The organism is Oribacterium sp. oral taxon 102 (genome assembly GCF_013394775.1).
Lineage (GTDB): Bacteria > Bacillota > Clostridia > Lachnospirales > Lachnospiraceae > Oribacterium.
This window is the reverse complement of sequence record NZ_JABXYT010000001.1, coordinates 2,408,248-2,433,974: the sequence shown is the minus strand read 5'-3', so window position 1 is coordinate 2,433,974 and position 25,727 is coordinate 2,408,248. Positions and strand designations below refer to the sequence as shown.

Sequence of the window (25,727 nt, the reverse complement as noted above, 5' to 3'; positions counted from 1 at the left end):
AAACGCTTGACCAGAACAAGTGATATTAACAATACCAGAAAGATATCCTCGGTGGTTTTGGCTTTGAACGGTCTGATTTGAAAACACTGAGTTTCAATGTGGATGTTGAATATGAAAGCTATAAGGAAAGGGGCACATATAAGAAGCGCTTTGTTGGCTATAAATTTCGTCATATGCTGAAAGTGGAATTCCTCTCAGATAATGATCGGCTGGGCAAGGTGCTGTATGCACTGGCCAACTGCTCTGTGAAACTGGAGTTCCGCCTTAGCTATACCGTCTCTGATCCGGTAGGCGGTGAAGAAAGAACTGTTGGGAAAGGCGGTTACCGACGCGAAGGAGAAGGCAGGCGTTCTGATGGCGGATGGGTGCCTTACAGCACCGATTGCGGCCGGCGATGCAAGCTACGATATGGATATAGAACCGGATGATATAGAGGTTTCGGATACTGTGACCGTGATCTGGGAAATTGAATAATCAGATTTTTTTCTAAAACGGGATTTTAGAAGCGCTTATGTTATCATTACGGCGATCCTCGGTACAATTGGCTCTTGAGCCGGTACAAAGGGAGCGTTTTTCCTATGGAAATCCAAAGAAAATTGTGTTGCGTTTTTTAAGTCATGAGTTGAGAATTGAGCAAGGGAACGATATGCTTCTGAACACCATTGAACTGAATCGGAAGACACGGTGTACCGAGAGTGGAACCACGCAGACAGCAGTGGCGGAAAAGTAGATGTATCCCTTTCTTATGTGAACCGTATCGTTCGCGGGCGGGAGCAGATTGTCAACAAGACTGGGGCTGTTCGGCTGAAGGTCATAGCCTATCTTTTGAATACGCTCAATGTTCCTGCGTCCATGCTGCAGGTTGAGGAGCATCTTTCCCATTTTCCCATTATGCACGGAAATCCAGGGATCGGGCAGACATCGTGATCCTTGGTAAAAACAAGGACGACAATGCTTTTCTGCTGACAGTTGTAGCGTACAAGGCGGAAACGGTGCTGCTCGATGAAAAAGCGCTGAATCAGACATTGAATTACAGCGATGCCCTCGGAAGCATATTATACCCTGCTGATCAATGGTGACCGCTTTTTCTGCTATAAATACGCCACCAACGCCAATCAATATATTCAGATTGAGGATCTGCCGGAATATGAAGCAATGCTTACCGGTGAATGTGTGGCGGTAGTGGATAACGGGTCGCTCAATACCGAAGGCAACACAGAGATTTTCTCCATAGGATTTGTGACATACTGGAAAGCATCCTGGACAGATAAAAACGGAAAGATGAGGCTGGACAGGCATCCGCTGATCTGTATCTGTGTGGAGCACGACGATGAGAAAACATTCCATCACGCACTACAGCTGCTGGTGGATAAGGATGCCGTTTCCGATGGAAAGACGATCAGGTTTTACCACAACGGCAGGATCGCAGTTGGTAAGATGGGAAGCGGTAAAAAATCTGAGCTGTGCGACATGGTGGCCAAACGCTATCCAAAGATTCTGGATGGTGAAAAATACTATCTGGGAAGCATTACCGCAGACTATCTCCTGAGACTGGATGAGCCGGATGTCATCGACCTCATTATCAATCTGATATCCTATTTCATCGTGCGGGATGAATTCCGGGAGATTGTGAAGAATAGAACCTGATAACAGGAAGGGAGGAAGCGAGAATGTCATACCCCAAGCCATTATCTGAGAAGTCCATAGAAAAGCTGTATCAGCAGGCTGATTTCTCTACGGAAGTCCGGGATTTCTTGCAGAGCTTTTTCAACGCATGCGCGAATCTCTACGGGGCAATTGCTCTCCGGGATGTATGGCATATCTATGGAGCACTAACCGATGCACCAAAACTGCGGAGGAAGGATCTTCTTACGTTTTCCGGCATTGTGCGCCGGGAAGAGCACTCTTACTATGTTTTTGAGGTTGACGAGCTGTATAGCGCGGAGACTCGTAATGATTTGGACAGATTTATTGTATCCAAAGAACTTGTGTCCAGCGGGTACGGCAAGTTTCACCTCTTCTATCGTTTGATGGAGGAACTGGACAACAAACCCTACTGCATGCCAGTCCAGTTTCTTTCTTATGCGGAGCCGGTTCCTTCTGCAGAGGAGACCGCGCTTGTAGCGTTTCTCTCCAATCTTACATCCGTTACAGATGAATGCGCTCCGAAACATGGAAAAGCAGTGCCGAATGAGCATAAGGGCATGAAACTGGGAGAATTTTCTTTTCTGAATGCCAGCGAGCGCTTTGAGGTTGAATGGCTGAAAAAGAGACCGTCGGCTTTGAAAGAATTTCTCGAGGATTGTTCCGGTGCGGTTTCTGAAAAAATTATGCGGTTCCTTAAACGCGGAGATCATCTCGGAAGGCAGAATCCGGTGGAAAGCCTGCAATGGCTCATAGATGATTTGGAAGAAGCTGGCGTAGAAATGACGTTCGATAAAGTAGATGCACTCTCGAAGTTGGTCATGGATTTTCACAACAGCAGCCATCTCTGGTGTCTGTCAGGGTGGCAGCCTAATGAGTTGGTCAAAATGTATCATGGGAAAAGCTTGACTGCCATTTCTTTTGGTCCAGAGATGCAGAAGACCTTTGCAGATGGATCCTTGGACAAAGACGAGCTGGTAAGAGAAATTCGCAAGATGGGATTGGATGTCATCGAATAAACATATCCGAATAGTAGCTTTGGCAAAAGCATCCGTATGAACGATAGGGCAACTGGCGAGGTAGGATATGAGAAGCGCAACTTAGAATGTTGAGCGTCTGAAGCACAGGCGGAATCTTGATGAAATCCACAGTCTGTGCGATATGGCTCCGGTGGATATCCTTGTGCTGACAGAAACCGATGAACGGCTCAAGCCAGACTATAAGTGCTGCTTTCAAACCGCATCCTTAAAAGGCATCACCACTCCAACACATTATGCGGACACGGAGAACCGAGTTTCCATTTATACGAATTACAAGTGCTTTCAGATGCATTTAACCTTTGATGAAGCCACGGCTGTATGCGTATAGTTGGTTACGGGATACGGAAATCTTCTTGTATACGGGACAATTATCGGCATCAGAGGGAACCGTGATCCGAATTATAAAGGAGACTTATCACGGCAGCTTGCGGACAACAACAAAGAGATTCTGACGGCGGGTCTGTCGGAATGCATTGACCATATCGCCACCTCTGTGGATTTCATTGGAGGCAAGAGTATTTGGCTATGGGAGTGGAACGATGACAAGTGACTGTCCGATCACAAGGGTGTTATTGTGCAGATTGGATAGAATACACAAGTTATAGATATTTGTGAGGAAGGCTTGAGGAAAATTTATGGGTAATAGGTTGAACTCTGATTTATGCACATGAATTGCCAGTTGGATGACAGACCCAAGATAAAGGTTCCCAAAAGGTTCAATGTATGAGTAAGCACAAGATGGTCGACGGCAGGCTGCTGCAGATGAATAAGAGCTATGGACAGCTGAAGACAAAGCAAAAAGAAAAAATTGTGGCATGGATCTGGATTCCGGATTATATGATCAGCCGGAGAAGGCTCTGGATTACAGCATCATTGTACATTCGCGCCGCCTGAGGCCAATGGAAAATGCGTTTACTGCAATCACTGTGAGCCATATCCCGCAGGCTTGGATATCGGCACGATCAATAAATTCTATGACCTTGCGAAAATCGGCGATGATATGGTGCAGCAGCATTATCTGGCACTGAGCAAAAACGCGTCTGACTGCATTGTCTGCGGACACTGCAATTCCAGATGTCCTTGCTTCGTGGATCAGATGACACGAATGCAGGAAATTGTAGCATACTTCGGGAAATAAGGAAAATGTCATGCCATCGATTCGTGAACAAATCTATGCGTATGTGAAAAAGAAATATAAGGCGGAACCGGAGTACCTTTGGCGGCGGTATCCGGACTACGCCGTGCTCCGTCATGAGGATAACCGCAAGTGGTTCGGCCTGATTATGGATATTCCTCGGAGTAAGCCTGGGGCTTCCCGGTGACGAATGGGTAGATATTCTGAATGTGAAGCTGGATGATCCGCTGTATGTGGATATCCTGGTGAAGCAGCTGGGATACTTCCGGGGATAATATCTCCAAAGGGAACTGGATTTCCATCCTGCTGGACGGCACTGTACCATTCGAGGAGGTCTGCGGCATGATCGACGCAGGGTATCTTGCGACGGCGCGGTGTTGTACAGATGCAAGGTGACAAAGACGGATATCCCGTTCGAGTATCAGGACAGGGATCTGACGATCAAAGCCCTGATGAAGATCAGGCTGCAGAAACGATATACTCCGGATAGGTTCACGTTCGATATCCTGAAATCAGAGTATGGCATCTACGCCGTCCGGGGATCGCGGGGCATTCCGAATAGCCTTAGAGAAGCATTAAAGAAATGAGGACACGAGATGAGAAAGATACTGATCGTTATTGACATGCAGAACGATTTTATCGATACTGCGCTGGGCACCAAAGAGGCTGAGGCTATCATTGATGCCGTGAAAGAGAAGATTCATTCCTATCCGGCGGCGGATGTGATCGCAACCATGGATACCCATGGTGAAGACTACATGGAGACACAGGAAGGGAAGTATCTTACCGTTCCGCACTGCATCAAGGGCTCTGATGGCTGGAAGATCCGTGCGGATATCGCGGAACTCCTGACCGGTGCAAAGATCTATGAGAAGCCGACCTTTGGAAGCACTGCACTTGCGGCAGATCTGAAGGCACTTGCGGATACGGAAGAGATCGAGCTGGAACTGATCGGCCTCTGCACCGACATCTGTGTGGTTTCTAATGCACTGCTCCTGAAGACCACGGTGCCGGAGGTAAAGATTAGCGTGGATGCCAGTTGCTGTGCCGGCGTGACTCCGGAGAAGCATCTTGCGGCACTGGAGACTATGCGTTCCTGCCAGATTCAGATTGTAAACGAATAAGTGATGCGCTACTAGAATATCAAAAAGGGAATCTTCAGAGACCGCCCAACCGATTTATTGCACATGTGGAGATTGCGGGTCATACGGAAACAGTTCATGTGAAGAATACTGGCCGGTGCAAGGAATTGCTTCTCCCAGAGGCAGAGGTATATCTCACGGAGCCGGGGACTCCGGGCAGAAAGACCAGATATGACCTGATCGCGGTACGAAAATCCAATGGCATCCTGTTCAATATCGACAGTCAGTCTCCGAATAAGGTCGTGAAGGAGTGGATGGAAGCACAGGACTTTGATCGTGTAATCCCAGAGTATTGCTGTGGTAATTCACGAATCGACTTCTACATGGAACGTGGCATGGAACAGTATCTGATGGAGGTGAAAGGGTGCACGCTGGAAGTGGACGGCATCGGGTATTTTCCAGATGCACCGACAGAGCGCGGCGTAAAGCACATCCGGGAACTGACACGTGCTGTGTTTGAAGGATATTATACGATTGTTGCTTTTGTGATCTAGATGGATGGGATCACGGAAGTAAGGCCGAATATTGCCACACATCCGGACTTCGGAACAGCTCTGGAAGAAGCAAAGATGGAAGGTGTCCGCGTTTTACCGCTCCCCTGTCATGTGGAGCCAGACAGTCTGGTGATCCTGCCGGGAATGGAGATATAGTATGGGCTATTGCGGATGGGCGTCTATCGACGAACTGGACAGACAGTACCATGACCATGAATGGGGTATCCTGGTGCACGATGACTGGCGTATGTTCGAGCATCTCACCTTAGAATGCCTGCAGTGCGGGTGCTCCTGGGCGCTTATGCTGAAGAAGCGGGAGATCTTCCAGCAAGGTTTTGACAACTTTGAGTTTGATAAGGCTGCTGCTTACGATGAATCCGACATCGAGAGGATCCTTAATACGGAAGGTATGATCCGTTCCCCGCGCAAGGTGTGGGCAATGATCAATAACGCCCAGTGCTATCAGAAAGTCAGGGAGGAATACGGATTTTTCTGCGATTATATCTGGGGCTTTGCCGGAGGCAAGACTATCCTGTACCAGGGTCACGCAAGCGGCCCGATTCCTGTGAGCAACGGATTATCGGCCCGGATCAGCAAGGGCTTGAGGAGGCGCGGGTTCAAATACGTGGGAGCGGTGACGATCTATTCACACCTGCAAGCCTGCGGCACTATCAACGACCATGACAAAGAATGCCCCTGCTATCAGCATATCGTGGCGAATTACCCGACCGTGAACAAACGGCGTGATCACGAGGTGATATGAGATGTGTACTCGATTCTGGACGGAGAAATCTCCGGAGCTTCGCCCTATTGTAGAAGAGATGAACCGATCTCCGCTGGTATGGAAATGGCAGCAGACGTGTGCTGTCAAATCCTACGGAGAAATGCGCCCGACGGATGTCGTGCCGGTGATCGCACCGAACCGGAGCGGAAGCAGGGCGGTTTTCCCGATGAAATGGGGCTATGCCGGAAAAACATTGCTGATGAACGCCAGAACGGAGACAGCGGCGGAAAAGCCGACATTCAGAGAGGACTGGCATAAACACCGCTGTATTGTCTCTGCTTCTTGGCACTACGAATGGGAGCACAAGCTTAAAAACGATGGCAAGAAGCATACAGGCGATAAGTACATGATTCAGCCCAGAGGCGTTACGGTATCATGGCTCTGTGGCTTGTACAGGATTGAAGATGGTCTGCCGCATTTCGTGATCCTGACCAGAGAATCGGGCGAAGAGATTCGTTTCATTCATGACCGGATACCGCTGATCATGCCGGAACAGCTGGTGAACGAATGGATCTGTCCAGGCGTGAAGCCGGAAGAACTTCTGCTGATGGCTTTGTTTTTACTTTCCGAATGCTCCGGTAAAGGATAGGTTATGGATGGTCCGGCATGGTAAACAGTTACCACCAGATCTCTCAGAAAGAGGCTGCCCGGATGATGGAGAAGGATGACGGGCATGTCATCGTGGATGTCCGCAGGCAGGACAAGTATGATGCCGGGCACATACCGGGAGCAATCCTGGTCCCAAACGAGAGCATTGATGACGAATCGCCGACGGAACTGCCGGACAAGAATCGGATTATCCTGATCTACTGCCGCAGCAGGAATCGCAGCAAGCAGGCAGTGGAAAAGCACTTTAAGATGGGATATACAAAAATCTATGAGTTTGGCGGGATTATAGACTGGACAGGTGAGATCGTGACGGAGAATTCAGAAGAACAAGTGGAAACGGTTGATTTTCATGAGGCAGAGGCGGATCCAATGAAGCCGACAGCAGTGCTGGTCATGGAAGTTAACGGGAAACAGTTCTACCCAACGCCTGCGAACAATTCCTCTGCGGAGGGCCTTCCTGGAGAAACTGAATTCGGAAACGATAAAACTGTAGCTTCATGATTACGGCAGTTTTGAAAAGGTAGGCCCCTTTCCTTGGGAACTGCCGAGAAATGACGAGCAGATCATCACCGTGCCCGGCGACATTATCCTGTACCAGGGAAATCAGATCACGATTTATTACGACGAGAATACCTGGAATTTCACCCGGCTGGTGCAGAAATGAATGGGACAGCACCGTGACCATGAAAATCCAGGGAGAGGAAGAAAAGATTGACCAGGTCATCATGGCAATCGAACGAGGAACTTATGTACGGATAGTCTGAAGTTGAACTGCTATCTGGATGTGACCATAGAAGTTGAATTGAATTCGGCTCCGGAGAAGATTGCGGGGATTATAAATGAGCAATATGTGTATATCATGGTGGGAGATTCCATGATTTTATCAGAGGCTGACGATACCCACTTGACAGTGTTTAATCCGGATGAGGAGCTGCTCGAAATAATAAGGACTCTGGCATCGGCAGAGGGTTTGTTTGTACAGCAGCCGTGAGGAATTGAGCATGAAGGCATATGGGAATGGAACGAGTACAAACGGCTGTCCGCTGACAGGGGGTGCCGAAGTGGAAATAGTCTGAGTCAACCGACGGTCGGATGACGCCAGAAACATAAGGGGGAGATTTATCTGAGCGTTATATTGGATCTGTGCGATAAGCGGCCGGTTGCTTATGCTAATAGTGATCGCAATGATAATTCGCTCGTACTCACAACGTTTGAAAAAGCTATAAAAAGAAATCCGAAAGCAAGCCCTATTCTCCATAGCGACAGAGGGTGCCAATATACATCAAAAGAATTCCGGAAGAAAATCGTAACTGCAGGAATGACGCGAAGCATGTCAAGAGTAGCCCATTGCATCGACAACGGGCCTATGGAAGGCTTCTGGGGAATTATGAAACGTAAGATGTACTATGGACATCAGTTCAGGACGAAAGAAGAACTTCTTATAATGATTAAGGGATACATGATCTGCTATTCAACAAAACGCGTACAGAGAAATCTAAAAATCATGCCCCCAATGGAATACCATAAAATGATCAGCCCCCAGACGTCCGCCAGATCTGAATTAGAATAGCGCAAACCTTTGATATTAGTGCGCATCCCATAAAGCAGATAATCGAAAAAACAAAAAGTTTTCCTGCCCAGAGTTATTCTCTGGGCAGTTTTCATGCGCTCTCCGGCATGATTTCTGGAAGTCCACATAAGAGATTGCCATGATTATATAGTTGATATGACAAAGAATGGCTAATATATTCAAAAATTAAATGTAAAAATTGTGAATTATTTAAATTGAAAATCTAAAAATTCAGTGGTATTTTATAACAAATGGAAACGTTTCCACAATTATAGGAGGGCATTATGAAGAGAAGGGTACTATCAGTTATATTAGCTGCTGCAACAGCAATGACTGTTGCAGCGTGTGGAAATTCAAATTCCTCAACCGTAGCACAATCCGTGGCGGCAGACAATTCTTCTTCAGCAGCGACAACAGCATTTGCAGATACTGCTTATACGGGAGATCCCTATGAAATAAAAATGGTCGTTTGGTCAGCTGAATGGGGAAACAAACTGGACAGGATGATGGAGGCCTTCAATGAAGAGCACAAAGATGATGGCCTTACACTTACGATAGAGATGCAGTCAGGAGATTATTCCAATTTCCTTGGCAGCTGCGCAGCGACAGGAGAATACCCGGATGTGTTTATTCTTACCCCGTATGCCCAGGTTCAGCAGTATGCTAAGAATGGAAGCATTAAGGATCTGAGTGGAGAACCATTTGTAGATAAGGTTTATAAGGGATCTCTTGCCTCTGTAACGTATGATGGAAAAATTTATGGATATCCGGCAAACTATGAATATCTAGGAGTGTTTTATAACAAAGATTTGTTCGAAAAGGCTGGAATAACAGAAGTTCCGACTACTCCGGATGAGTTCAAAAAGGATTGTCAGGCATTGCAGGATGCAGGAATTACTCCTATTGCGGCAACTTGGAAAGAGTCCTGGACGTTAAAGCATCTTCTTAGCATGCTTATTTCTCCTTTTGTGGCTGACAATGAAGCAGGATTTGTTTCTGGTCTTAATGATGGAAGTCAGACATTTGATCAGGATTGGATGACGCAGGTGCTTGATTTTGCAGATATCATCAAGGAGTATTCCGGAAGTAATAGGATGGATCTTGATTCCACTGCAGGATTTAATGCGATGGCTACCGGATCCGCAGCAATGCAGTTTACTGGAGAGTTTAGTACGGAAGTTAACTACGCCATGGATCAGCCGCAGAATATTGGAGTATTTGCAGTTCCGGTATCTAAGGATCCTTCTCAGAATAAATTAGGAGTAGATGTAGGCATTACGTATTGCGTAAATGCAAATACATCAAATTATCCGGCAGTACAGCAGCTTCTTAAATATCTGTCAGATCCTGATGATCCGAACGGCTATATTGTAATTAACTGCAGTGCGCCAGGAGCAGCGCCGCCGGCAATGCCTTTTGATGGTCTGTATGATAGCCCTTCAAATGAAGATTATAATAAGTATAATGACGATAATATGACTTGCAACTGGATATATCAGCAGTATGTAAATGGTTTTGATGTCATGTCTGGTGATCTTTTCCAAGGCTATTTTGCAGGGACTGAGGACAGAGATCAGTTCATATCTGATTTGAAGGATCAGTATGCGTCGTACGTAGAAGCAAATCAGTAAATTATTAAAATATAGCCGGGAAAATTTGATTTCCTCGGCTATATTTTTGCAAGAAACGGGGTATTTCGATGGGAAAGACATATAAGAGGAGATTAAAATATTATCTTCTGCTGATTCTTCCGGCACTGTGCATATATATTTTTGCTGAAATTTTTCCTATTATAAGCACTGTGGGATATTCATTTTTGAAATGGAATCTCATGACAAATAGAAAGGCTTTTATTGGGCTGCAAAATTACATTAAAATATTTTCTGATACGGCTTTTTGGAAGTCGTTTGGAGTAAATATAGAGCTCGGAGTATGGACAATCATTGGGAGTAATATTCTTGGATTTATTATTGCATATTTTTTAAATGAAAAACTGTATCGCCGTGGGGCAATCAGAACATTATTTTTCATTCCAAATGTTATAAGTACAGTTCTTATATCTTTTATATGGGTATTTATATATTCACAGGTAATGCCGGCAATTGGCAAAGCAATAACTTGGGACTGGCTTGCCAATGCCAGCTGGTTCGGGACAAGAAGAATGGCAATGATAACTATAATTACCGTTTCTATTTGGCAAAATATAGGATTTCTTATGCTGATCTATACGGCAGGGCTTCAAACCATTTCCAAGGATATTATCGAAGCAAGTGAAATGGACGGATGCACAGGACTGAATAAGATATTTAAAATACAGATTCCTCTTTTAATGCCGTCTATCACGATTAACCTATTTGTATCAATAGCATCTTCATTTAAAGCATATGATATAGCGAATGCTTTGACAGGGGGAGGCCCTTCTGGATCGACACAGCCTATGTCTATGAATATTTATCAGGAGGCATTCGTAAAGTATAATTTAGGATATGGATCTGCAAAGTCGGTTATTCTTTTTATAATTGTAGCAATTATCACTTGCATACAGTTATATTTAACGAGTAGAAAGGAGGTAGAAGCATGAAGAAAAAGAGAATCGAGCACAATGCTATTATAACCGTGGTCTTTCTCGCCCTCGGAATTATTTTTTGCTCTCCATTCCTGCTTCTTCTGATTAATGCTTTTAAGCCATACAATGATATGGTTTCAAATTTCCTTGCATGGCCTAAATCATTTTATCTGGATAATTTTGTAAATGCAGTAGTACAAATGCATTTCCTTAGAGCAGTTGGAAATTCTGCAATAATTACTATTGGAACAATGGCAGTAGCTACTATTATTTCATTTACGGCATCTTATGGTATATATCATATACAAGGAAAATTAGGAAGATTATTATACCTGTTTTTTACCCTTGGTCAAATTATACCATTTCATTCTATTATGATTGCTCTCTCCGTGCAGCTTAACAAACTTGGACTAAATAATAAGTACATTGCACTTATTATTCTGTATTCTGGATTTCATTGCTGCTTTGGGGTGTTTACTTATTATGGATTTTTAAAAAGTATTCCAAAAGAACTTGAAGAAGCGGCAGAAATAGATGGATGCAGTGTATTAAAGAGTATGACTCTTGTTGTATTTCCGCTCTTGAAGTCAACAACAATAACACTTAATGTTCTTTTCTTCTTATGGACATGGAATGACTTCCTTATGCCAAGTCTTTACTTGGGAAAGAACAAAAAAACTTTGACAGTTATGATTTATATGTTTAAGAGTACATCCGGATCCAAATGGAATCTTCTCCTTGCCGGGCTGGTACTTGCAATAGTTCCTGTAGTAGTTATATATGTAATAGCCCAGAAATACATTACGGAAGGTCTTACTGCCGGAGCTGTGAAGGGATAATGCGGAGAAACAGAAATGGATAATTTGAATATTGAATATATAGAAGGATTTGCAGTTCAACTTGTGGGATATAAAACATGGGCTATTGATGAATTTGGAATAGCGCAATGTTATCTGATTGAAGGTGAGACACAAGCTGCTTTGATTGATACCGGGGTGGGACAAGGTAACCTCCGTGGCATTGTAGATAAGTTGACAAACAAGCCTTACATAGTAATTAATACTCACGGTCATACCGATCATATAGGGGGTAATGATGAATTCACAGATCATCCTATCTTTATGAATGAGTATGATGATAATATTTCTCACATAGAGAGACTTTCCGATGAAGATCTTACAAAATTCTTTAAAAAAAGTTTTAATGAGCCGGGTTTTTACGGTCAGAAGATATACAATATGAAACGCCGTTATGGAAAATTCACTTATAATAATATAAGTGAAGGAGATGTGTTTGATCTTGGAGGGAGAACATTGGAAGTAATTGAAACTCCGGGGCACACACAAGGTTCAATTGTACTCTTTGACAAGGAAGACAGATACATGTTTTCAGGAGATACAATTGTCAGCACCCCTATCTTGATTTTCAATGGGCTAAATAGTGCTACGGTTGAAAAATTTCATAAATCTCTGGATAAACTAATGTCTTTTCGTGAAAAGACCGATATAATATATCCTGGGCATTATCTTCGTCCAATAGGGACAACATACATTGATGAATTATGGGAATTATCTGAGATGATATATAAAGGAGAAGCGAGCAGTAGTTCATTCGACTTATCTCATATGACCACAGAAAAAACTATTATTAGTAAATATAGAAAAGCTTCTATTGTCTATACGCCGGATTATGTACTTGATATGGCAGATTAATATCAAATATGATTACTGTATTTACTTTATATGTACATGAAATAATATGATCACTATAGTTGATATAGCAAAGGCAAGTGGTGTGTCTGTTGGAACTGCATCACGCGCATTAAACGGTAAATCCAATGTAAGTGAGAATGCTAAAAATAAGGTTCTTGCTGCAGCAGAAGAATTGCACTATATACCTAATGAAAGCGCCAGGCTGATGAAACTGAATGATACCCATTCAGTAATCATTATTGTCAAAGGCATTTCTAATACATTTTTTTCACCTATTATTGACATGATTTCAGAGAGACTTGAAGAGTCGGATTATTCGATAATACTAGCGCCTGCAGATAGAGTAAATGATATTGTTTTCTGGGCAAAAAAATTAAATTGTGAAAAAAACCCAAATGGAATCATATTTCTTGGAGGTGATTTTACACAGTCAATTGAAGAGTTAAAGCATTTTCCGGTGCCGTTTGTTTTAAGCTCTATTGGCTCCATTGATGATTCGATGAGGTTTAAAAATGGCTCAGTTGTTGGAAGCGATGATTTTTCTCTTGGTTATCTGACGACAGAGTATCTCATTTTAAAAGGACATAAGAAAATTGCTTTTTTGATGGCAGATCCTGATTCTGCTATGTGTAAGCTGAGAAAACAGGGATGCAGGAAGGCTATGGAGGATCATGGTATTGATCTTAATGAATCCCTCATTTTTTTAGCAGGAAATACAGAATCATCCTTTTCTATAGAGATGGGATACAGCGCAGTCGCAGACAGTATAAATAATCTTGAATTTTCAGCGCTAGTGGCATTTTCCGATACATTAGCATTTGGAGCAATGAGAGCTTTAAAGGAAAAAAATATTCATGTGCCATCTGATGTATCAGTAATTGGAATGGATGGAACATCTCTTGCGCGATATTCAGTGCCATCTATTACTACAGCCACGGTAGATATTAACTATTTAGCAGATGAAACAGTCAAGGAGCTCTTGTCACTTATGAGAGGTGAGTCTAATGGTACGATATGCAAAAAGCAACCGCATATTATCATAGGTGAATCAACATCAAATTATATATTTTAGTTATAATTATATATGGGGGCTACGAGTGAAACAGTTTATTAAGCAGGAATTTATACCGAAAAAGGCAAGCAACATTCCGTTGTGGCCTCTTTCAGAAATGCATAATATTGATAAATCTGAGGAGATTATTGTATCTTCAAATGGGAAAAAAGAACAAGTATATACTAATAAATTTTTTTCGTTTGTAAATGTAGTTGTTGAAAGCTTTGATGCCACAATAATCATAGACGTTTTGTTTTTGAAGGCTTCAGATATCAAAATTAAAGGAATAAAAGAAAATCAATATTACGTTAAAAACAGAGGAGAAGTTAAGATTACATTTCCTGAAGAGGGCAGAGCTGTACTTGAACCGGATGACGACTTGACAAATGCCCTTTATATTACAGTATCCAGACGGATAGAGAAGCCTGAAAATATAAGCTATTACTTTAGAAAGGGAAATATCTATAATATAGGTAATGTGCAGCTTAATAGTGGCGATACAGTTTATATAGAAGATGGAGCCATTGTTAGTGGATATCTGTCGTCAAATGGTGCAGATGATATTAAGGTTATAGGCAATGGGATTCTTTACGGAGGAAATTGGCATGAAGAAGAAGGTAATGGCGGGGAAAGGTTAATTGCATTGGTTGGCGGGAATAATATAGACATAGAAGGGATTACTCTTTTGGATGGCGGTTCATGGCATCTTGTTCCAATTGGCTGCAAAAATGTACATATCAATAATGTAAACATTTTAGGAAAAGTAATAACAGGGGATGGAATTGATATAGTTGGATGTAATGATGTGCTGATAGAAAACAGCTTTATTAGAGCAAATGATGATTGTATCTCTATTAAAGCATCTGGGTATATGGGTTCACAAGGAAATCAAAATACTCACAATGTAGTAGTGAACAATTGCCTATTTTGGAATGCAGAATTTGGAAATGCATTAGAAATAGGATATGAGACAACTTGCGACGAAATTTCTCATATCTATTTCAATAATTGCCGCATATTACATTGCGAATATGAGGGGAATCAGTCTGGAGGATGCCTCACAATACACGATGCGGATAGAGCTTTTGTACATGACATCCATTATGAAAATATAGTAATTGAAGACGCGCAAGAAAAATTTGTAGATATTAAAGTGCTGGATTCAAAGTATTCTTCTGATACAACAAGAGGTAAAATATCAAACGTTTATTTTCGTAATATAAGTGTGCTTGGAGATAAATTTCCTGTTTCAATTATCCGAGGATTTGAAATGAAACATGAAGTATCAAGACCAACAAATATATATTTTGATAATGTTACTGTTTGCAACAAACATGTGATGAATTTCCGAGATCTCCATCTTATTAAAGAATTAACGGATGACGTATATTTTTTATAGTATTCATATTTAAACGAATTATGGTTGCGGAACAATTCGTTTAAAATATCCTGAAGTGATTTTATTCCAGGTTTGAGCAACATAAATTGCTCAGACCTGGAATTTCTGGTTTCACCTCAGGATATGGACCTTGAAATTGGGACAAGAACCAGAATGGCAAGGGAAGAGGGAGATATATTGGTATCTATACCAATGAAATTTATTTTTAATGAGTATATAATAAATTATATAATGGATGCATCAGAGGAGGTGCTCTTATGAAACTCATTACCATTCTGGATGACAAGCCCAGTGAGCATCTTGGACTTGCTCATGAGCATGGGTTATCCTTTTTTGTTGAGCAGAATGGGCATCGTGTGCTTTTTGACTTTGGCTCCGGTATCCATACTCTGGAGAATATGAGAAGGCTGAATATTGCTCCGGATTCTGTCGAATATGCAGTGGGAAGCCATGGACATTATGATCATGCCGGAGGCTACCCCTTTTTGGAGGAGGCAGGGATGCATTGCCCTCTGGTAACAGGAGAGGGGTATTTTTTGGAAAAGTACGCCGGTGAGGGAAGCCGTTATACATACCTGGGAACCGGCTTTGATGCGGATCTTCTGCAGAGGAAGGGTATTCGGCACAGAGTCTGTTCTTCGGAAATAAAGCTGAATGCGTCCATGACGGTTATGACAGCATTCGAGCGCAGATGGGACTTCGAGACCATTCCGGAGCGGTTTGTACTGCGAACGGAGAATGGCATGGTTCCGGATCGGTTTGCGGACGAGCTATGTCTGATAGTGCAGCTGAGGGATGGACTGATGGTAATAGTCGGCTGCAGTCATCCTGGTATTCTGAATATCCTGACAGCCGTACAGCAGCGCTGCGGGCAGCCGATCCGCATCGTCGCAGGCGGAACACACCTGATGGAGGCGGACGATTCCAGGATTCGTGAGACCCTGGAGACAATGAAACGCTTCGGCACCCGAATCATCGGCTTTAATCATTGCTCCGGAAGCCGAATTCGAGAGATTGTGAGAGAGTTTCCGGAACTGAATGCAGAGTATCTTGGTGCAGGGGATTGTTTGATCGAGGATTGATGAGGGAAGAGATGAGCAGACTGGATATACATGAGTTTACCCATCTGGTACAGGACTTTGTGGAGGCTACTTCCCAGCTGGTTAGTGGAAGAATCATAAATATTATGGATGCAAACGGGATCATTGTGGCATCTACCGAAAAGAGCCGGGTGGGGGATTTTCACCAGGGAGCATGGGAAGTCATTCGAACCGGAAAGCCGGTGCAGATCCATAAGGAGGATCTGGAGAGATACGCCGGCTCCCGGGAGGGCTTTAATATGCCGATCACAGATGAAAAGGGGGAGGTTTTTGCTGTGGTCGGGATGTTCGGGGAGGAAGCGGAGGTAAGGGATGCCGCCAATCTGCTTCGAGTGTATGTTACCCAGTTTTTGAAGACACAGCTGGAAAATCGGGAAAAAGCCTATATGCGAGATATGCGGGGCAGGCTGCTGGACTTGTATCTGCTGGGGGATCCGGATAATATCGAGACGATTTTGCAGATTCAGGCTGCCGTTGGAGTCAGGCTTCGGTACCCTGTGCAGGTGCTGATCGCAGACTCCAAGGCCTGGCTGGCTTCGGAAAATCCGGAGCAGGCAGATGTGGAGAAGGTACATCATTTACTTTGGAGCCTGGAGACCTATGCTGAAACTGACATTTATGCAATCAAGGATAGTCATCTGATTTGGATTCATTCTTTGCAGGGAAAGGCGTGGGACCAGAGCTTTGAGGAAAGACTGAAGACCTATGCAGAAGCGCAGAATGCCCGGGTATCTGTAAGCAGCAGGTGCAATGGAATGGAGAGCATTCCGGAAGGATATAAAGAAGCGAAGCTGCTGCAAAGGCTTCCGGGAGAGCATGGAGGGCTTCTGCGGATGCAAGATCCCGATATTCGTGTTCGTTATTTTCTCAACCGGATTCTGGCACATGGCGGGGAGGCATATACGAGGGAGCTGTATGAAAAAGCGGTTGAGAGTATCGGGCGGAAACAGATGGAGCTGCTGCTGGAAACGGCTGCGGTTTACTACCGGGCCGGCGGGAGCGTCAGGACGGCTTCGGAGCTGCTGCACATTCATAAAAATACCTTACAGTACAGACTGGGACATCTGTATGAGGCGCTGAAACTCGAGGGAACGAGTGCGTTTGGGCGAGAGCTCTTTATCAGAATGTTAGAAGAATGGCATTCTGAAAAAAAATAAAGGAGGGTGGGTATGTATTACTTTATTATCATTTTTGTCGCAGTTCTGCTGATGATTCTGGCGATCCAGAAGTGGAACATGCATCCGTTCATCGTCATGCTGCTGATCTCTGTCATTGTCGGATTGGCCTGCGGGCTGGGAACAGAACAGCTTATCTCTACGGTGAAGAGCGGATTCGGCAACATTATGGGCAGCATCGGGATCGTCATCCTGTGCGGCACCATCATTGGTACGATCCTTGAGAAAACCGGTGCGGCGCTGACGATGGCAAACAGTATTCTGAAGCTGGTAGGGAAGAAGCGCAGTGTTCTGACTATGGCGATCACCGGCTATATCACAGGCATACCGGTATTCTGTGATTCCGGGTTCGTGATCCTGAGCCCGATCGCGAGAGCACTGGCGGATCAGTCTAATATTTCCCTGGCGGTCATGGCGACAGCGCTTTCCGGCGGTCTGTATGCGACGCATTGTCTGGTCCCGCCGACCCCCGGACCGATTGCGATGGCAGGTACCCTGGAAGCGGATCTCGGGTTGACGATTCTGGTTGGTTTGCTTATTTCAATCCCGGCCACCATTTCCGCATACATCTATGCGCGCAAGGTTGCCGGTAAGGTTGATATCCCGGCGAATCCGGAGTGCACCGTAGAGCAGCTGCTTGAGAAGTATGGGCATCTGCCCGGGGCGCTGCATAGCTTTGCTCCGATTCTGCTGCCTATTATTCTCATCGCGCTGAAATCCATTGCGGATTTCCCGGCGGCGCCCTTTGGCAGCGGTGTATTGAAGAATGCGATTTCCTTCATCGGAAATCCGGTCATTGCGCTGGTGCTCGGTGTATTCCTCGCCATGACGCTGATTCCGGAAGCGGAGAGAAAGAACACGCTGAAGTGGGTTACGGAGGGCGTTACCAATTCTGCAGGTATCCTGGCGATCACCGGTGCAGGGGGTTCCTTCGGTGCCGTCATACAGCAGCTTCCCATCGCGGATGCATTGAGCAGCTCTCTGCTCGGTCTTGGAGTGGGCGTTCTGCTTCCCTTCCTTATCGCCGCTTTGCTGAAGTGCGCAATGGGAGCTTCCACAGTTGCTATGATCACCACATCTGCAATGATGGCTCCATTGATGGCATCTATGGGCTTTACTTCTCCGCTTGCCAAAACTCTGGTCATCATGGCGATCGGTGCGGGCTCAATGACGGTTTCTCATGCAAATGACTCCTATTTCTGGGTTGTTTCTCAGTTCTCCGATATGAATACCTCGCAGGCATATAAATGCCAGACCGGTATGACCGGCGTTATGGGTATTACCACGATCATCGTGGTTACCATTCTATCGCTGATTTTTGTTCATTAAACCAAGCCGCGCTGCCATTCTCGTGATACATTCTTCGTTTTGTCTCGAATTGGCAGCGCGGCTTGCTGTTTGCGGAACCCTTGGCATCATGGACGGAGAAGGAAAGAAGGGGCTGCGTTCCATGCTATAGCGTATAGAAGCTCCGGGAGAATCCGAGGAAGCTTTCCTCTGTCGGGGAGAGGCTTTTATCCTTTTTTTGAATGATGTAGAAGCGCCGCGGGTGCGGCGTGTGCAGCGGGTAGGCGAGGAGCTGCCCCCGCGCCAGCAGATCGGAGACGGAGAAGCCGGAGAGGATGGAGACACCGGTCTGATTCAGGATCATCTGCTTGATCGCTTCCAGGTCGTTGACGTTCCCGATGATGTTCAGCTTGCTCATATCGACATGCTGCTCGAGAAGGTAGCTGTCGAGGGCGTGGAGAGTGCCGGAGTTCGCCTCGCGGAGGATCAGGGGCTCTTGCAGGAGCTCCTGCAGGGAAGGGCTGCGGTCGAAGAGCCTCCGGTAATATTCTGTGGCGGGAGCGACATAGAGAAGGCTGTCTTCGCAGAACGGATAAGAGAGGATGTTCTTTTCTGTACTGTCCATTCCGACGAAGCCAATATCCAGCGTGTTGTCGCCGATCATTTCTTCGATCGTTCCGCTGTTCCCTTGCACTACATTAAAGTAGATATCGGGATGCAGCTTCCGGTATTCCTTCAGGAGACGGGGGAGGATGTAGCCGGAGGGAATGGTGGATGCGCCGATGCGGAGGATCTGCCGCTGCTCCTGCCGGAGCTTCTGAAGCGCCGTATTTTTCAGGTCTAGGATTCTGCGGACATAGGGATAGAGGGTATTTCCCTCCTCGGTGAGGGACAGGCTTCTGGTGCTGCGGGAGACGAGCTGACAGCCGATCTCCTCCTCCAGCGCCTTGACATGCGCACTGACGGTGGGCTGTGTGAGATAGAGCTCTTCGGCGGCGCGGGAAAAGCTTCTAAGCTCTGTGACCTTCGCAAAGGCCTCTAATTGCTTGAATTGCATAGTCAATATCCTTTTCTGTGTTGAAGTAACCGAAGGAGAAGCGCAGCGTGCCCTCCGGATAAGTGCCGAGCGTTCTGTGCGCGATGGGAGCGCAATGCAGGCCGACGCGGGTTGCGATACCGAACTCGCTGTCGAGACGGTAGGCGATTTCCGCGGGATCCCGGCCGGGGAATTGCAGGGAGACAACCGCGAGGTATTCGGTGCTGCCGCCCTCCCGTCCGATCAGGCGAAGTCCCGGAAGTCCGCGGATACCAAGGAGAAAGCGCTCACAGAGTGCCGTCTCCCTGCTTCGGATCGTCGCGAGACCGGTCTGCTCGAGCCAGGTAAGAGAGGCGTTCAGCCCGTAGATCCCCGGCAGGTTCAGCGTCCCCGCCTCGAAGCGATCCGGCATGAAGTCTGGCACCTCCTCTGTGTGGGAGAGGCTGCCGGTACCGCCGGAGAGGAGGGGCTCGATTTCCCCGGCAAGCCCCTCCCGGAGCAGGAAGCCGCCGATGCCCTGCGGGCCCAGCAGTCCCTTGTGGCCGGTGAAGCAGAGTCCGTCAATGCTGTCGCGTGCCATATCGATATCGAGCACTCCGGCGCTTTGTGCGCTGTCCAGAAGAAAGAGGATGCCCTGCTCCCGGCAGAAACGCCCGAGCGCCTCTATGGGTTGTATTGCACCGTTGACATTGGAGGCATGGGTGCAGACGAGCAGACGGGTGTTCGCTCTTTTCAGCGCGGGAAGCGCGGAAAGCTCCATCCTTCCGTTCCGATCTGCCGGAATCCGGCTGAACTCGACGCCCTGCTTCGCGAGCTGCGTCAGCGGACGCATCACGGCGTTGTGCTCCATAGAGGACACCAGTGCATGGTCGCCCGGATGGAGCAGCCCCTTCAGCAGGAGATTCAGCGACATGGTGACATTCTGGGTGAAGACTGCATTCTTCGGATCGTCGCCGTGGAAGAGACGGCAGAGCCTCTCTCGACAGGTAAAGACAGCATCCTCTGCCTGATAAGCGCTCTCATAGCCGCCGCGATTGATGTTGCTGCCGATCTCTGTAAGATAGCGGTATATGCTGTCGGCGAGCACCGGCGGCTTCGGAAAGGAAGTCGCGGCATTGTCCAGATAGCATTTTTTCATCCTGTCCTCCTCTGTATCATAGATTGTTTATTGAGCCTTCCCCGATCCCTCTCGATTCCGTGCTGCGGTGCTTATTTTCCGGACAGCTTTTTCGCTTCGGAGGAGATCCATTTTCTTCGGAGCAGAACGGAAGCGATGTAAGGCAGGAGAATAAGCGGTGACCAGACAGCGGCTCCAAGCAGAGCCATGCTCCTGTAGGAGTGGGGGCCCTCCGTGAAGCTGTTTGTAAAATCTGCCATACGATTAAAGATTTTCCCATCATTTACCGTGAACAGCAGGACGCATTCCGCGGTGAGAACCAGAAAAAACAGAATGATCATCCTGATCGCTGTGCGGCTGCAGATTTCTATTTTCTTTTCTATAGGGATCGCGTCTGCATTCGCGATAGCGCGAAACCATTTCTCCGCACGTTCCTCCTTTGTCATAGCTATGTCCTCCTGTAATGTGGAAGCAATCGTTTATGTTTTGATGCATTGCGAGCAGTGTATCCGGACAGCTGCCATAAATCCGATGCGCTGCCTGCCGGTGGCTCATGCTGAAAATAAATCAGGATTTCCTCAGAAAAAGCAGAGGAGGTTTGATTTATTTATAGCGGTTTCACTATGGTATTCTCCTTATTTCTCTATAATACAATAATACTTTCTATTTATCCATGTTATAATACAAAAAATAAATTTGTTTTTTTAATGTCCTTTCATAGGGGACGAAGGAGGGAGTATGAATTTCAAAGCGGAGCGTATTTACATCGCTATCGCCGGAGGGGTCATAGGCTTGATCTCAGTGGCGCTGGTGCTGCTGGGGAATCCGGCAAACATGGGCTTCTGTCTTGCCTGCTTCATTCGCGATACTGCGGGGGGGCTGGGACTGCACAGGGCGGAGCCGGTGCAGTATATCCGTCCGGAGATTGCGGGTCTGATCCTCGGTGCGATGGGGCTTTCGATGCTGCGCGGAGAGTTTTCGCCCCGCGGCGGATCATCCCCGATGACGCGGTTTATCCTCGGATTTTTCGTGATGGTCGGCTGTCTGATGTTTCTGGGCTGCCCGTTTCGCATGGTGCTTCGTCTCGCGGGCGGAGATCTGAATGCGCTGACAGGGCTGCTGGGCTTCGTGGCTGGTATTTTAGCCGGCGTTTTCTTCCTGAAGAGGGGCTATTCCCTGCGGCGAACCTACCGGCAGCCTCAGGCGGAGGGGCTGGCACTGCCGGTTCTGCAGCTGGTACTGCTCGTGCTTCTTGCAGCAGCTCCTGCATTTGTATTTTTCACGCCGGAGGGAGCCGGTCCGGGCGCGAAGCATGCAGCGCTGCTGGTTTCTCTCGGAGCCGGTCTTCTCGTGGGAGCGATCGCGCAGTATACGCGGCTCTGCATGGTCGGCGGCTTCCGGGATATGATCCTTTTCCGTGAGCCGAAGCTGCTGATCGGCTTCTCGATGATTTTCGTTACGGCGCTGATCGGAAATCTGGCTTTAGGGAAGTTCCATCTCGGATTCCTGGAGCAGCCGGTAGCGCACAATGATGCGCTCTGGAATTTCCTCGGCATGACGCTTGCCGGCTTCGGCTGCTGTCTTCTCGGCGGCTGCCCGCTTCGGCAGATGGTCATGGCAGGAGAGGGCAATACCGATTCGGCGGTCGCTTATATGGGACTTCTGGTCGGAGCGGCATTCTGTCATAACTTCGGACTGGCGGCTTCCGGGAAGGGACCGACGGCGAATGGAAAGATTGCGGTGCTGATCGGGCTGTTGGCAGTTGCCGTCATTGCCGTAAGCAATACCTATAGAAAGCAGGAGTCCTGAATGAGGGACAGAAGGGAGAGCAAATGATTGATGCGAGAGGACTTTCCTGTCCGCAGCCGGTGATTCTTCTGAAGAATGCCGTGGAGAAGACCAGGGAGGAGCATTACGAGATCCTGACCGACAACATGCCCTGCGTGGAGAATGTCTGCCGTTTCGCGGCGAATGCGGGCTATCGGACGGAGTATAAGAAGGAAGAGGGCGGAGAGTACAGAGTGACCCTTACGAGGCAGTAGAAGTGGAGCGGGAGTATATCGCTACCTTTTACAACCATTTCGGTGCGGTGCGTTTTCACAGAGAGAGATTGCGGGAGGGAAGGGCAGCGCGGATGCAGCCGGTTCCGAGGGATCTCAGCTCTTCCTGCGGCACGGCGGTTCGTTTCACTGCGGATTATCCGGAGGAGCCGGAGCTGCTGGAAATTTCCGATCCGCACGGGGAGATTGAACAGCTGGTGGAGCTCTGCAGGGAGGGCTACCGGCTCCGCTACCGTTCCTCGGAATAGGCTTGCGGCTTTTCCGGAATCCGGGTATAATCAAGGAGCTTCTCCGATGGAGAGGCTCCTTTGTTTTAAGGAAAGGATCGGCGGGGCGGCAAGGCTGAATGGTTCAGCGAGAGATGCCGCTCCAGAATTTGCCTGAGGGCACAAAAGGAAAGGCTGTTGTTATGGCGGACAAGAAACTGGTGGAGCAGATCACTCCTATGGAGGAGGATTTCGCGCAGTGGTACACGGATGTGGTGAAGAAGGCGGAGCTTACGGATTATTCCTCTGTCAAGGGCTTCATGGTGATCCGGCCGGCAGGCTATGCGATCTGGGAGAATATACAGAAGGAGCTTGATGCCCGATTCAAGGCGACGGGTGTGGAGAACTGCGCGATGCCGATGCTGATCCCGGAGTCGCTGCTCCAGAAGGAGAAGGAGCATGTGGAGGGCTTCGCGCCTGAGGTGGCATGGGTGACGGAGGGCGGCTCCAAGAGACTGGAGGAGCGGATGTGCATCCGCCCGACCTCGGAAACTCTGTTCTGCGACTACTATGCGAAGGTTGTGAAATCCTACCGGGATCTCCCGCAGCTTCTGAACCAGTGGGTGTCTGTCGTGCGCTGGGAGAAGACGACCCGTCCCTTCCTCCGGACGAGAGAGTTCCTCTGGCAGGAGGGGCATACCGTACACGCTACGGCGGAGGAAGCGGAGGAGAGAACCATCCAGATGCTTTCAGTCTATGCGGATGTCGCGGAGAATGTACTGGCGATTCCTGTGGTGAAGGGGCAGAAGACAGAGAAGGAGAAGTTCGCGGGCGCGGTGGCGACCTATACGATCGAGGCGCTGATGCATGATGGGCAGGCGCTGCAGTGCGGAACCTCTCATAATTTCGGTCAGGACTTCGCGAAGGCATTCGGTGTACAGTATCTGGATCGGGACAATACGCTGAAGCCGGTGCATGAGACCTCATGGGGGATGACCACGCGGATGATCGGCGCGCTCATCATGGTGCATGGCGATGATTCCGGACTGAAGCTGCCTCCGCGGATCGCTCCGGTGCAGGTGATGATTGTCCCGATTCAGCAGAAGAAGGAGGGGGTTCTGGAGAAAGCGTACGCGCTTCGGGACAGCCTTCGGGCAGCGGGGATCCGCGTGAAGGTGGATGCTTCCGAGAAGTCGCCGGGCTTCAAATTTGCGGACTGCGAGGTGCGCGGTATTCCGCTTCGGCTGGAAATCGGCCCGAAGGACATCGAGAATGGACATGCGGTGCTCGTCCGCAGAGACACAAGAGAGAAGCTTCCTGCCGCCTTCGAGACGCTTCCGGAGGAGGTTATGATGCTTCTTGAGCGAATCCAGCGGGATATGCTGGAAAAGGCAAGGGCTTTCCAGGAGGAGAGAACCACCGAAGCGCATACGATAGAGGAGATGATCGAGTCTGTCAATACGAGACCGGGCTTCGTCAAGGCGATGTGGTGCGGCTGCAGGGAATGCGAGGACAGATTGAAGGAGCTCTCCGGCATTACCTCCCGATGTATCCCGTTCGAGCAGGAGAAGCTCGCGGATAGCTGTATTGTCTGCGGAAAACCTGCGCAGAAGATGGTATATTGGGGGCGGGCGTATTAAACCTGTGCCGTCTGAGAGGGACTTATAAAAACAGCCTGAATCCACACAGAAGAGGATTCAGGCTGTTTCATTTATCTTAGGGGGGGGCGAAGCGGTATCCCATACCGTTTCGGAAACGGATTCAGCTCACGCTGAAATTCACTGTCTGCTGGTTTCCTGCCAGATCCTGCACATAGACATTCAGGCTATCCCCCTTCATAGAGAAGGTGATCTTGCCGCTCGTCCTCTGGATGTCTGTCGGCTTCAGATGGCTGCCGTCACTGTCGGTCGCATAGATACTGTCGAAATTCACGCCGGACTGGGAGTCGCTGACCTGAAATTCGACATAGCCTGCTCCGATCACGGCACTGCTCTCCTCGATGCTCGGGGCGGTTTCATCCAGAATATTGATGGAGATATGCTCTACATCGGTCATGCGATTCAGGGATTCCACGGAAATCGTCAGATTGCCGTTTGCCTCCAGCTCTGCGCTGTAGACGCTTCCCTTTTTCGTCAGCTCTATGGGATCTCCCTCGAGGGTCGCCTTCACAGAGCGCATCGGCAGAAGCGAATCTATCTCGAAGCGGATGGCGGCATGCTGGTAATCTGTGGTATCAGGCTCCTCGGCGCGGATCGTCGGCTTCGTGATCACCAGAAAAAGCAGGATGCCGTTGATCACGAGGTAGGGCAGCAGAAAGCCCAGCAGAAAGCGCAGGGCTCCGTTCTTTTTTCTATTGCGCAGCGGTCTCCCATAGGCATCATAGCGAAGGGGCTGACGCTGTGCGGGTATCTGTCTTGTCATCATTTACCTCTGTATTTTCGCAGTTTCCTTACAGATCTGCCAATGAGTATAGCAAAATCGCGCTTGCGATACAAGGCTGAACTTGCTATACTCTGTAAAAGAATGTCTTCAGCCGGGGGATGGAAGAGAGTTCTTCTCTTCACCCTCGGCATATAGTTTTGAATCACAGATTTCCC

Annotated in this window: 30 protein-coding genes and 2 pseudogenes; 28 read left to right on the top strand and 4 right to left on the bottom strand. The window is 47.5% G+C overall.

What is annotated here, in order from left to right; genetic code table 11:
* Positions 1 to 44: 44 nt before the first annotated feature.
* The 24 genes and pseudogenes from HW273_RS11870 to HW273_RS10800 form a co-directional block, all read left to right on the top strand.
* Positions 45 to 275, top strand: a pseudogene (locus HW273_RS11870) (SIMPL domain-containing protein); the annotation flags it as partial.
* Between the two features lie 34 nt (positions 276 to 309).
* The gene (locus HW273_RS10910) at positions 310 to 474 is read left to right on the top strand and encodes a hypothetical protein (RefSeq protein WP_179012277.1); all 165 of its coding nucleotides are present in this window, start codon (positions 310 to 312) and stop codon (positions 472 to 474) included.
* A gap of 564 nt (positions 475 to 1,038) precedes the next feature.
* Complete coding sequence (locus HW273_RS10905; RefSeq protein ID WP_179012275.1) at positions 1,039 to 1,647, top strand: hypothetical protein; 609 nt, start codon at positions 1,039 to 1,041, stop codon at positions 1,645 to 1,647.
* Positions 1,648 to 1,670: 23 nt separating this feature from the next.
* Positions 1,671 to 2,663 carry a hypothetical protein gene (locus tag HW273_RS10900; RefSeq protein WP_179012273.1) on the top strand — a complete coding sequence of 331 codons (993 nt, stop codon included), beginning with the start codon at positions 1,671 to 1,673 and terminating at the stop codon, positions 2,661 to 2,663.
* Between the two features lie 744 nt (positions 2,664 to 3,407).
* Positions 3,408 to 3,578, top strand: a complete 171-nt coding sequence (locus tag HW273_RS10895; RefSeq protein WP_179012272.1) for a hypothetical protein — start codon at positions 3,408 to 3,410, stop codon at positions 3,576 to 3,578.
* Between the two features lie 52 nt (positions 3,579 to 3,630).
* Complete coding sequence (locus tag HW273_RS10890; protein WP_179012270.1) at positions 3,631 to 3,822, top strand: hypothetical protein; 192 nt, start codon at positions 3,631 to 3,633, stop codon at positions 3,820 to 3,822.
* 389 nt (positions 3,823 to 4,211) lie between these two features.
* Entirely contained in the window at positions 4,212 to 4,406 is a 195-nt protein-coding gene (locus HW273_RS11595) for a hypothetical protein (RefSeq protein WP_243206795.1), read from the top strand.
* Between the two features lie 9 nt (positions 4,407 to 4,415).
* The gene (locus HW273_RS10880; protein WP_179012268.1) at positions 4,416 to 4,943 is read left to right on the top strand and encodes a cysteine hydrolase family protein; all 528 of its coding nucleotides are present in this window, start codon (positions 4,416 to 4,418) and stop codon (positions 4,941 to 4,943) included.
* Positions 4,940 to 5,611: pseudogene (sfsA, locus tag HW273_RS10875) on the top strand (DNA/RNA nuclease SfsA). The gene HW273_RS10880 and the pseudogene sfsA overlap by 4 nt, the downstream one beginning before the upstream one ends.
* A gap of 1 nt (position 5,612) precedes the next feature.
* Positions 5,613 to 6,218, top strand: coding sequence for a DNA-3-methyladenine glycosylase I (locus HW273_RS10870; RefSeq protein ID WP_179012266.1), 606 nt, complete (start codon positions 5,613 to 5,615; stop codon positions 6,216 to 6,218).
* A 1-nt stretch (position 6,219) separates the two neighbouring features.
* A complete protein-coding gene (locus HW273_RS10865) occupies positions 6,220 to 6,828 on the top strand; it encodes an SOS response-associated peptidase family protein (RefSeq protein WP_179012265.1) in 609 nt (202 codons plus the stop codon).
* Between the two features lie 17 nt (positions 6,829 to 6,845).
* The gene (locus tag HW273_RS11415; protein ID WP_207718946.1) at positions 6,846 to 7,349 is read left to right on the top strand and encodes a rhodanese-like domain-containing protein; all 504 of its coding nucleotides are present in this window, start codon (positions 6,846 to 6,848) and stop codon (positions 7,347 to 7,349) included.
* Between the two features lie 40 nt (positions 7,350 to 7,389).
* Positions 7,390 to 7,512 (top strand): cyclophilin-like fold protein, encoded by a 123-nt coding sequence (locus HW273_RS11865; RefSeq protein WP_207718988.1) that lies wholly within the window; start codon positions 7,390 to 7,392, stop codon positions 7,510 to 7,512.
* A 102-nt stretch (positions 7,513 to 7,614) separates the two neighbouring features.
* Positions 7,615 to 7,839: a hypothetical protein gene (locus tag HW273_RS10850; protein ID WP_179012263.1), complete on the top strand. Its 225-nt coding sequence runs from the start codon at positions 7,615 to 7,617 to the stop codon at positions 7,837 to 7,839.
* Positions 7,840 to 7,965: 126 nt separating this feature from the next.
* Positions 7,966 to 8,418 (top strand): transposase, encoded by a 453-nt coding sequence (locus tag HW273_RS11860; RefSeq protein WP_442950862.1) that lies wholly within the window; start codon positions 7,966 to 7,968, stop codon positions 8,416 to 8,418.
* A 284-nt stretch (positions 8,419 to 8,702) separates the two neighbouring features.
* Positions 8,703 to 10,049 carry an ABC transporter substrate-binding protein gene (locus HW273_RS10840; RefSeq protein WP_179012259.1) on the top strand — a complete coding sequence of 449 codons (1,347 nt, stop codon included), beginning with the start codon at positions 8,703 to 8,705 and terminating at the stop codon, positions 10,047 to 10,049.
* Positions 10,050 to 10,117: 68 nt separating this feature from the next.
* Complete coding sequence (locus HW273_RS10835) at positions 10,118 to 10,999, top strand: carbohydrate ABC transporter permease (protein ID WP_179012258.1); 882 nt, start codon at positions 10,118 to 10,120, stop codon at positions 10,997 to 10,999.
* Positions 10,996 to 11,823 carry a carbohydrate ABC transporter permease gene (locus tag HW273_RS10830; protein ID WP_179012256.1) on the top strand — a complete coding sequence of 276 codons (828 nt, stop codon included), beginning with the start codon at positions 10,996 to 10,998 and terminating at the stop codon, positions 11,821 to 11,823. Before HW273_RS10835 ends, HW273_RS10830 begins: the two co-directional genes overlap by 4 nt.
* A 15-nt stretch (positions 11,824 to 11,838) precedes the next feature.
* Positions 11,839 to 12,696, top strand: a complete 858-nt coding sequence (locus tag HW273_RS10825) for an MBL fold metallo-hydrolase (RefSeq protein WP_179012254.1) — start codon at positions 11,839 to 11,841, stop codon at positions 12,694 to 12,696.
* 46 nt (positions 12,697 to 12,742) lie between these two features.
* A complete protein-coding gene (locus HW273_RS10820) occupies positions 12,743 to 13,768 on the top strand; it encodes a LacI family DNA-binding transcriptional regulator (RefSeq protein ID WP_179012252.1) in 1,026 nt (341 codons plus the stop codon).
* Positions 13,769 to 13,793: 25 nt separating this feature from the next.
* Positions 13,794 to 15,149, top strand: coding sequence for a glycosyl hydrolase family 28 protein (locus HW273_RS10815; RefSeq protein WP_179012250.1), 1,356 nt, complete (start codon positions 13,794 to 13,796; stop codon positions 15,147 to 15,149).
* Positions 15,150 to 15,406: 257 nt separating this feature from the next.
* The gene (locus HW273_RS10810; RefSeq protein ID WP_179012248.1) at positions 15,407 to 16,231 is read left to right on the top strand and encodes an MBL fold metallo-hydrolase; all 825 of its coding nucleotides are present in this window, start codon (positions 15,407 to 15,409) and stop codon (positions 16,229 to 16,231) included.
* Between the two features lie 11 nt (positions 16,232 to 16,242).
* On the top strand, positions 16,243 to 17,406 hold the full coding sequence (locus tag HW273_RS10805; RefSeq protein ID WP_179012247.1) for a CdaR family transcriptional regulator: 1,164 nt from the start codon (positions 16,243 to 16,245) through the stop codon (positions 17,404 to 17,406).
* A 12-nt stretch (positions 17,407 to 17,418) separates the two neighbouring features.
* On the top strand, positions 17,419 to 18,753 hold the full coding sequence (locus HW273_RS10800) for a GntP family permease (RefSeq protein WP_179012245.1): 1,335 nt from the start codon (positions 17,419 to 17,421) through the stop codon (positions 18,751 to 18,753).
* A 124-nt stretch (positions 18,754 to 18,877) separates the two neighbouring features.
* Here HW273_RS10800 and HW273_RS10795 read toward each other — a convergent pair whose 3' ends face one another.
* The 3 genes from HW273_RS10795 to HW273_RS10785 form a co-directional block, all read right to left on the bottom strand.
* Positions 18,878 to 19,768: a selenium metabolism-associated LysR family transcriptional regulator gene (locus tag HW273_RS10795; RefSeq protein ID WP_179012243.1), complete on the bottom strand. Its 891-nt coding sequence runs from the start codon at positions 19,766 to 19,768 to the stop codon at positions 18,878 to 18,880.
* Positions 19,722 to 20,885 carry an aminotransferase class V-fold PLP-dependent enzyme gene (locus tag HW273_RS10790; RefSeq protein WP_179012241.1) on the bottom strand — a complete coding sequence of 388 codons (1,164 nt, stop codon included), beginning with the start codon at positions 20,883 to 20,885 and terminating at the stop codon, positions 19,722 to 19,724. Before HW273_RS10790 ends, HW273_RS10795 begins: the two co-directional genes overlap by 47 nt.
* Positions 20,886 to 20,956: 71 nt before the next feature.
* Positions 20,957 to 21,310 (bottom strand): hypothetical protein, encoded by a 354-nt coding sequence (locus tag HW273_RS10785; protein WP_179012240.1) that lies wholly within the window; start codon positions 21,308 to 21,310, stop codon positions 20,957 to 20,959.
* A 292-nt stretch (positions 21,311 to 21,602) separates the two neighbouring features.
* Between HW273_RS10785 and yedE the strand changes: the two genes are divergently transcribed.
* The 4 genes from yedE to proS all read left to right on the top strand — a co-directional run bounded on the left by yedE (position 21,603) and on the right by proS (position 24,770).
* Positions 21,603 to 22,673, top strand: coding sequence for a YedE family putative selenium transporter (gene yedE, locus HW273_RS10780; protein WP_179012239.1), 1,071 nt, complete (start codon positions 21,603 to 21,605; stop codon positions 22,671 to 22,673).
* 23 nt (positions 22,674 to 22,696) lie between these two features.
* Entirely contained in the window at positions 22,697 to 22,906 is a 210-nt protein-coding gene (locus HW273_RS10775) for a sulfurtransferase TusA family protein (protein ID WP_179012238.1), read from the top strand.
* 2 nt (positions 22,907 to 22,908) lie between these two features.
* Positions 22,909 to 23,172, top strand: a complete 264-nt coding sequence (locus HW273_RS10770) for a DUF3343 domain-containing protein (protein WP_179012237.1) — start codon at positions 22,909 to 22,911, stop codon at positions 23,170 to 23,172.
* A 161-nt stretch (positions 23,173 to 23,333) separates the two neighbouring features.
* The gene (gene proS / locus HW273_RS10765; RefSeq protein ID WP_179012236.1) at positions 23,334 to 24,770 is read left to right on the top strand and encodes a proline--tRNA ligase; all 1,437 of its coding nucleotides are present in this window, start codon (positions 23,334 to 23,336) and stop codon (positions 24,768 to 24,770) included.
* Between the two features lie 121 nt (positions 24,771 to 24,891).
* Here the strand turns inward: proS and HW273_RS10760 are convergent, their stop codons facing one another.
* Positions 24,892 to 25,551 (bottom strand): hypothetical protein, encoded by a 660-nt coding sequence (locus HW273_RS10760; RefSeq protein ID WP_179012235.1) that lies wholly within the window; start codon positions 25,549 to 25,551, stop codon positions 24,892 to 24,894.
* Positions 25,552 to 25,727: the final 176 nt, after the last annotated feature.

Coding starts and splice junctions, on each gene's coding strand:
- HW273_RS10795 (WP_179012243.1), bottom strand. CDS start 19,768: ATGCAATTCAAGCAATTAGAGGCCTTTGCGAAGGTCACAGAGCTTAGA.
- HW273_RS11415 (WP_207718946.1), top strand. CDS start 6,846: ATGGTAAACAGTTACCACCAGATCTCTCAGAAAGAGGCTGCCCGGATG.
- HW273_RS10810 (WP_179012248.1), top strand. CDS start 15,407: ATGAAACTCATTACCATTCTGGATGACAAGCCCAGTGAGCATCTTGGA.
- HW273_RS10760 (WP_179012235.1), bottom strand. CDS start 25,551: ATGACAAGACAGATACCCGCACAGCGTCAGCCCCTTCGCTATGATGCC.
- HW273_RS10830 (WP_179012256.1), top strand. CDS start 10,996: ATGAAGAAAAAGAGAATCGAGCACAATGCTATTATAACCGTGGTCTTT.
- HW273_RS10800 (WP_179012245.1), top strand. CDS start 17,419: ATGTATTACTTTATTATCATTTTTGTCGCAGTTCTGCTGATGATTCTG.
- proS (WP_179012236.1), top strand. CDS start 23,334: ATGGCGGACAAGAAACTGGTGGAGCAGATCACTCCTATGGAGGAGGAT.
- HW273_RS10775 (WP_179012238.1), top strand. CDS start 22,697: ATGATTGATGCGAGAGGACTTTCCTGTCCGCAGCCGGTGATTCTTCTG.
- HW273_RS10825 (WP_179012254.1), top strand. CDS start 11,839: ATGGATAATTTGAATATTGAATATATAGAAGGATTTGCAGTTCAACTT.
- HW273_RS10820 (WP_179012252.1), top strand. CDS start 12,743: ATGATCACTATAGTTGATATAGCAAAGGCAAGTGGTGTGTCTGTTGGA.
- HW273_RS10900 (WP_179012273.1), top strand. CDS start 1,671: ATGTCATACCCCAAGCCATTATCTGAGAAGTCCATAGAAAAGCTGTAT.
- HW273_RS10835 (WP_179012258.1), top strand. CDS start 10,118: ATGGGAAAGACATATAAGAGGAGATTAAAATATTATCTTCTGCTGATT.
- HW273_RS10785 (WP_179012240.1), bottom strand. CDS start 21,310: ATGACAAAGGAGGAACGTGCGGAGAAATGGTTTCGCGCTATCGCGAAT.
- yedE (WP_179012239.1), top strand. CDS start 21,603: ATGAATTTCAAAGCGGAGCGTATTTACATCGCTATCGCCGGAGGGGTC.
- HW273_RS10895 (WP_179012272.1), top strand. CDS start 3,408: ATGAGTAAGCACAAGATGGTCGACGGCAGGCTGCTGCAGATGAATAAG.
- HW273_RS10805 (WP_179012247.1), top strand. CDS start 16,243: ATGAGCAGACTGGATATACATGAGTTTACCCATCTGGTACAGGACTTT.
- HW273_RS10790 (WP_179012241.1), bottom strand. CDS start 20,885: ATGAAAAAATGCTATCTGGACAATGCCGCGACTTCCTTTCCGAAGCCG.
- HW273_RS10865 (WP_179012265.1), top strand. CDS start 6,220: ATGTGTACTCGATTCTGGACGGAGAAATCTCCGGAGCTTCGCCCTATT.
- HW273_RS10870 (WP_179012266.1), top strand. CDS start 5,613: ATGGGCTATTGCGGATGGGCGTCTATCGACGAACTGGACAGACAGTAC.
- HW273_RS10880 (WP_179012268.1), top strand. CDS start 4,416: ATGAGAAAGATACTGATCGTTATTGACATGCAGAACGATTTTATCGAT.
- HW273_RS10905 (WP_179012275.1), top strand. CDS start 1,039: ATGCCCTCGGAAGCATATTATACCCTGCTGATCAATGGTGACCGCTTT.
- HW273_RS10840 (WP_179012259.1), top strand. CDS start 8,703: ATGAAGAGAAGGGTACTATCAGTTATATTAGCTGCTGCAACAGCAATG.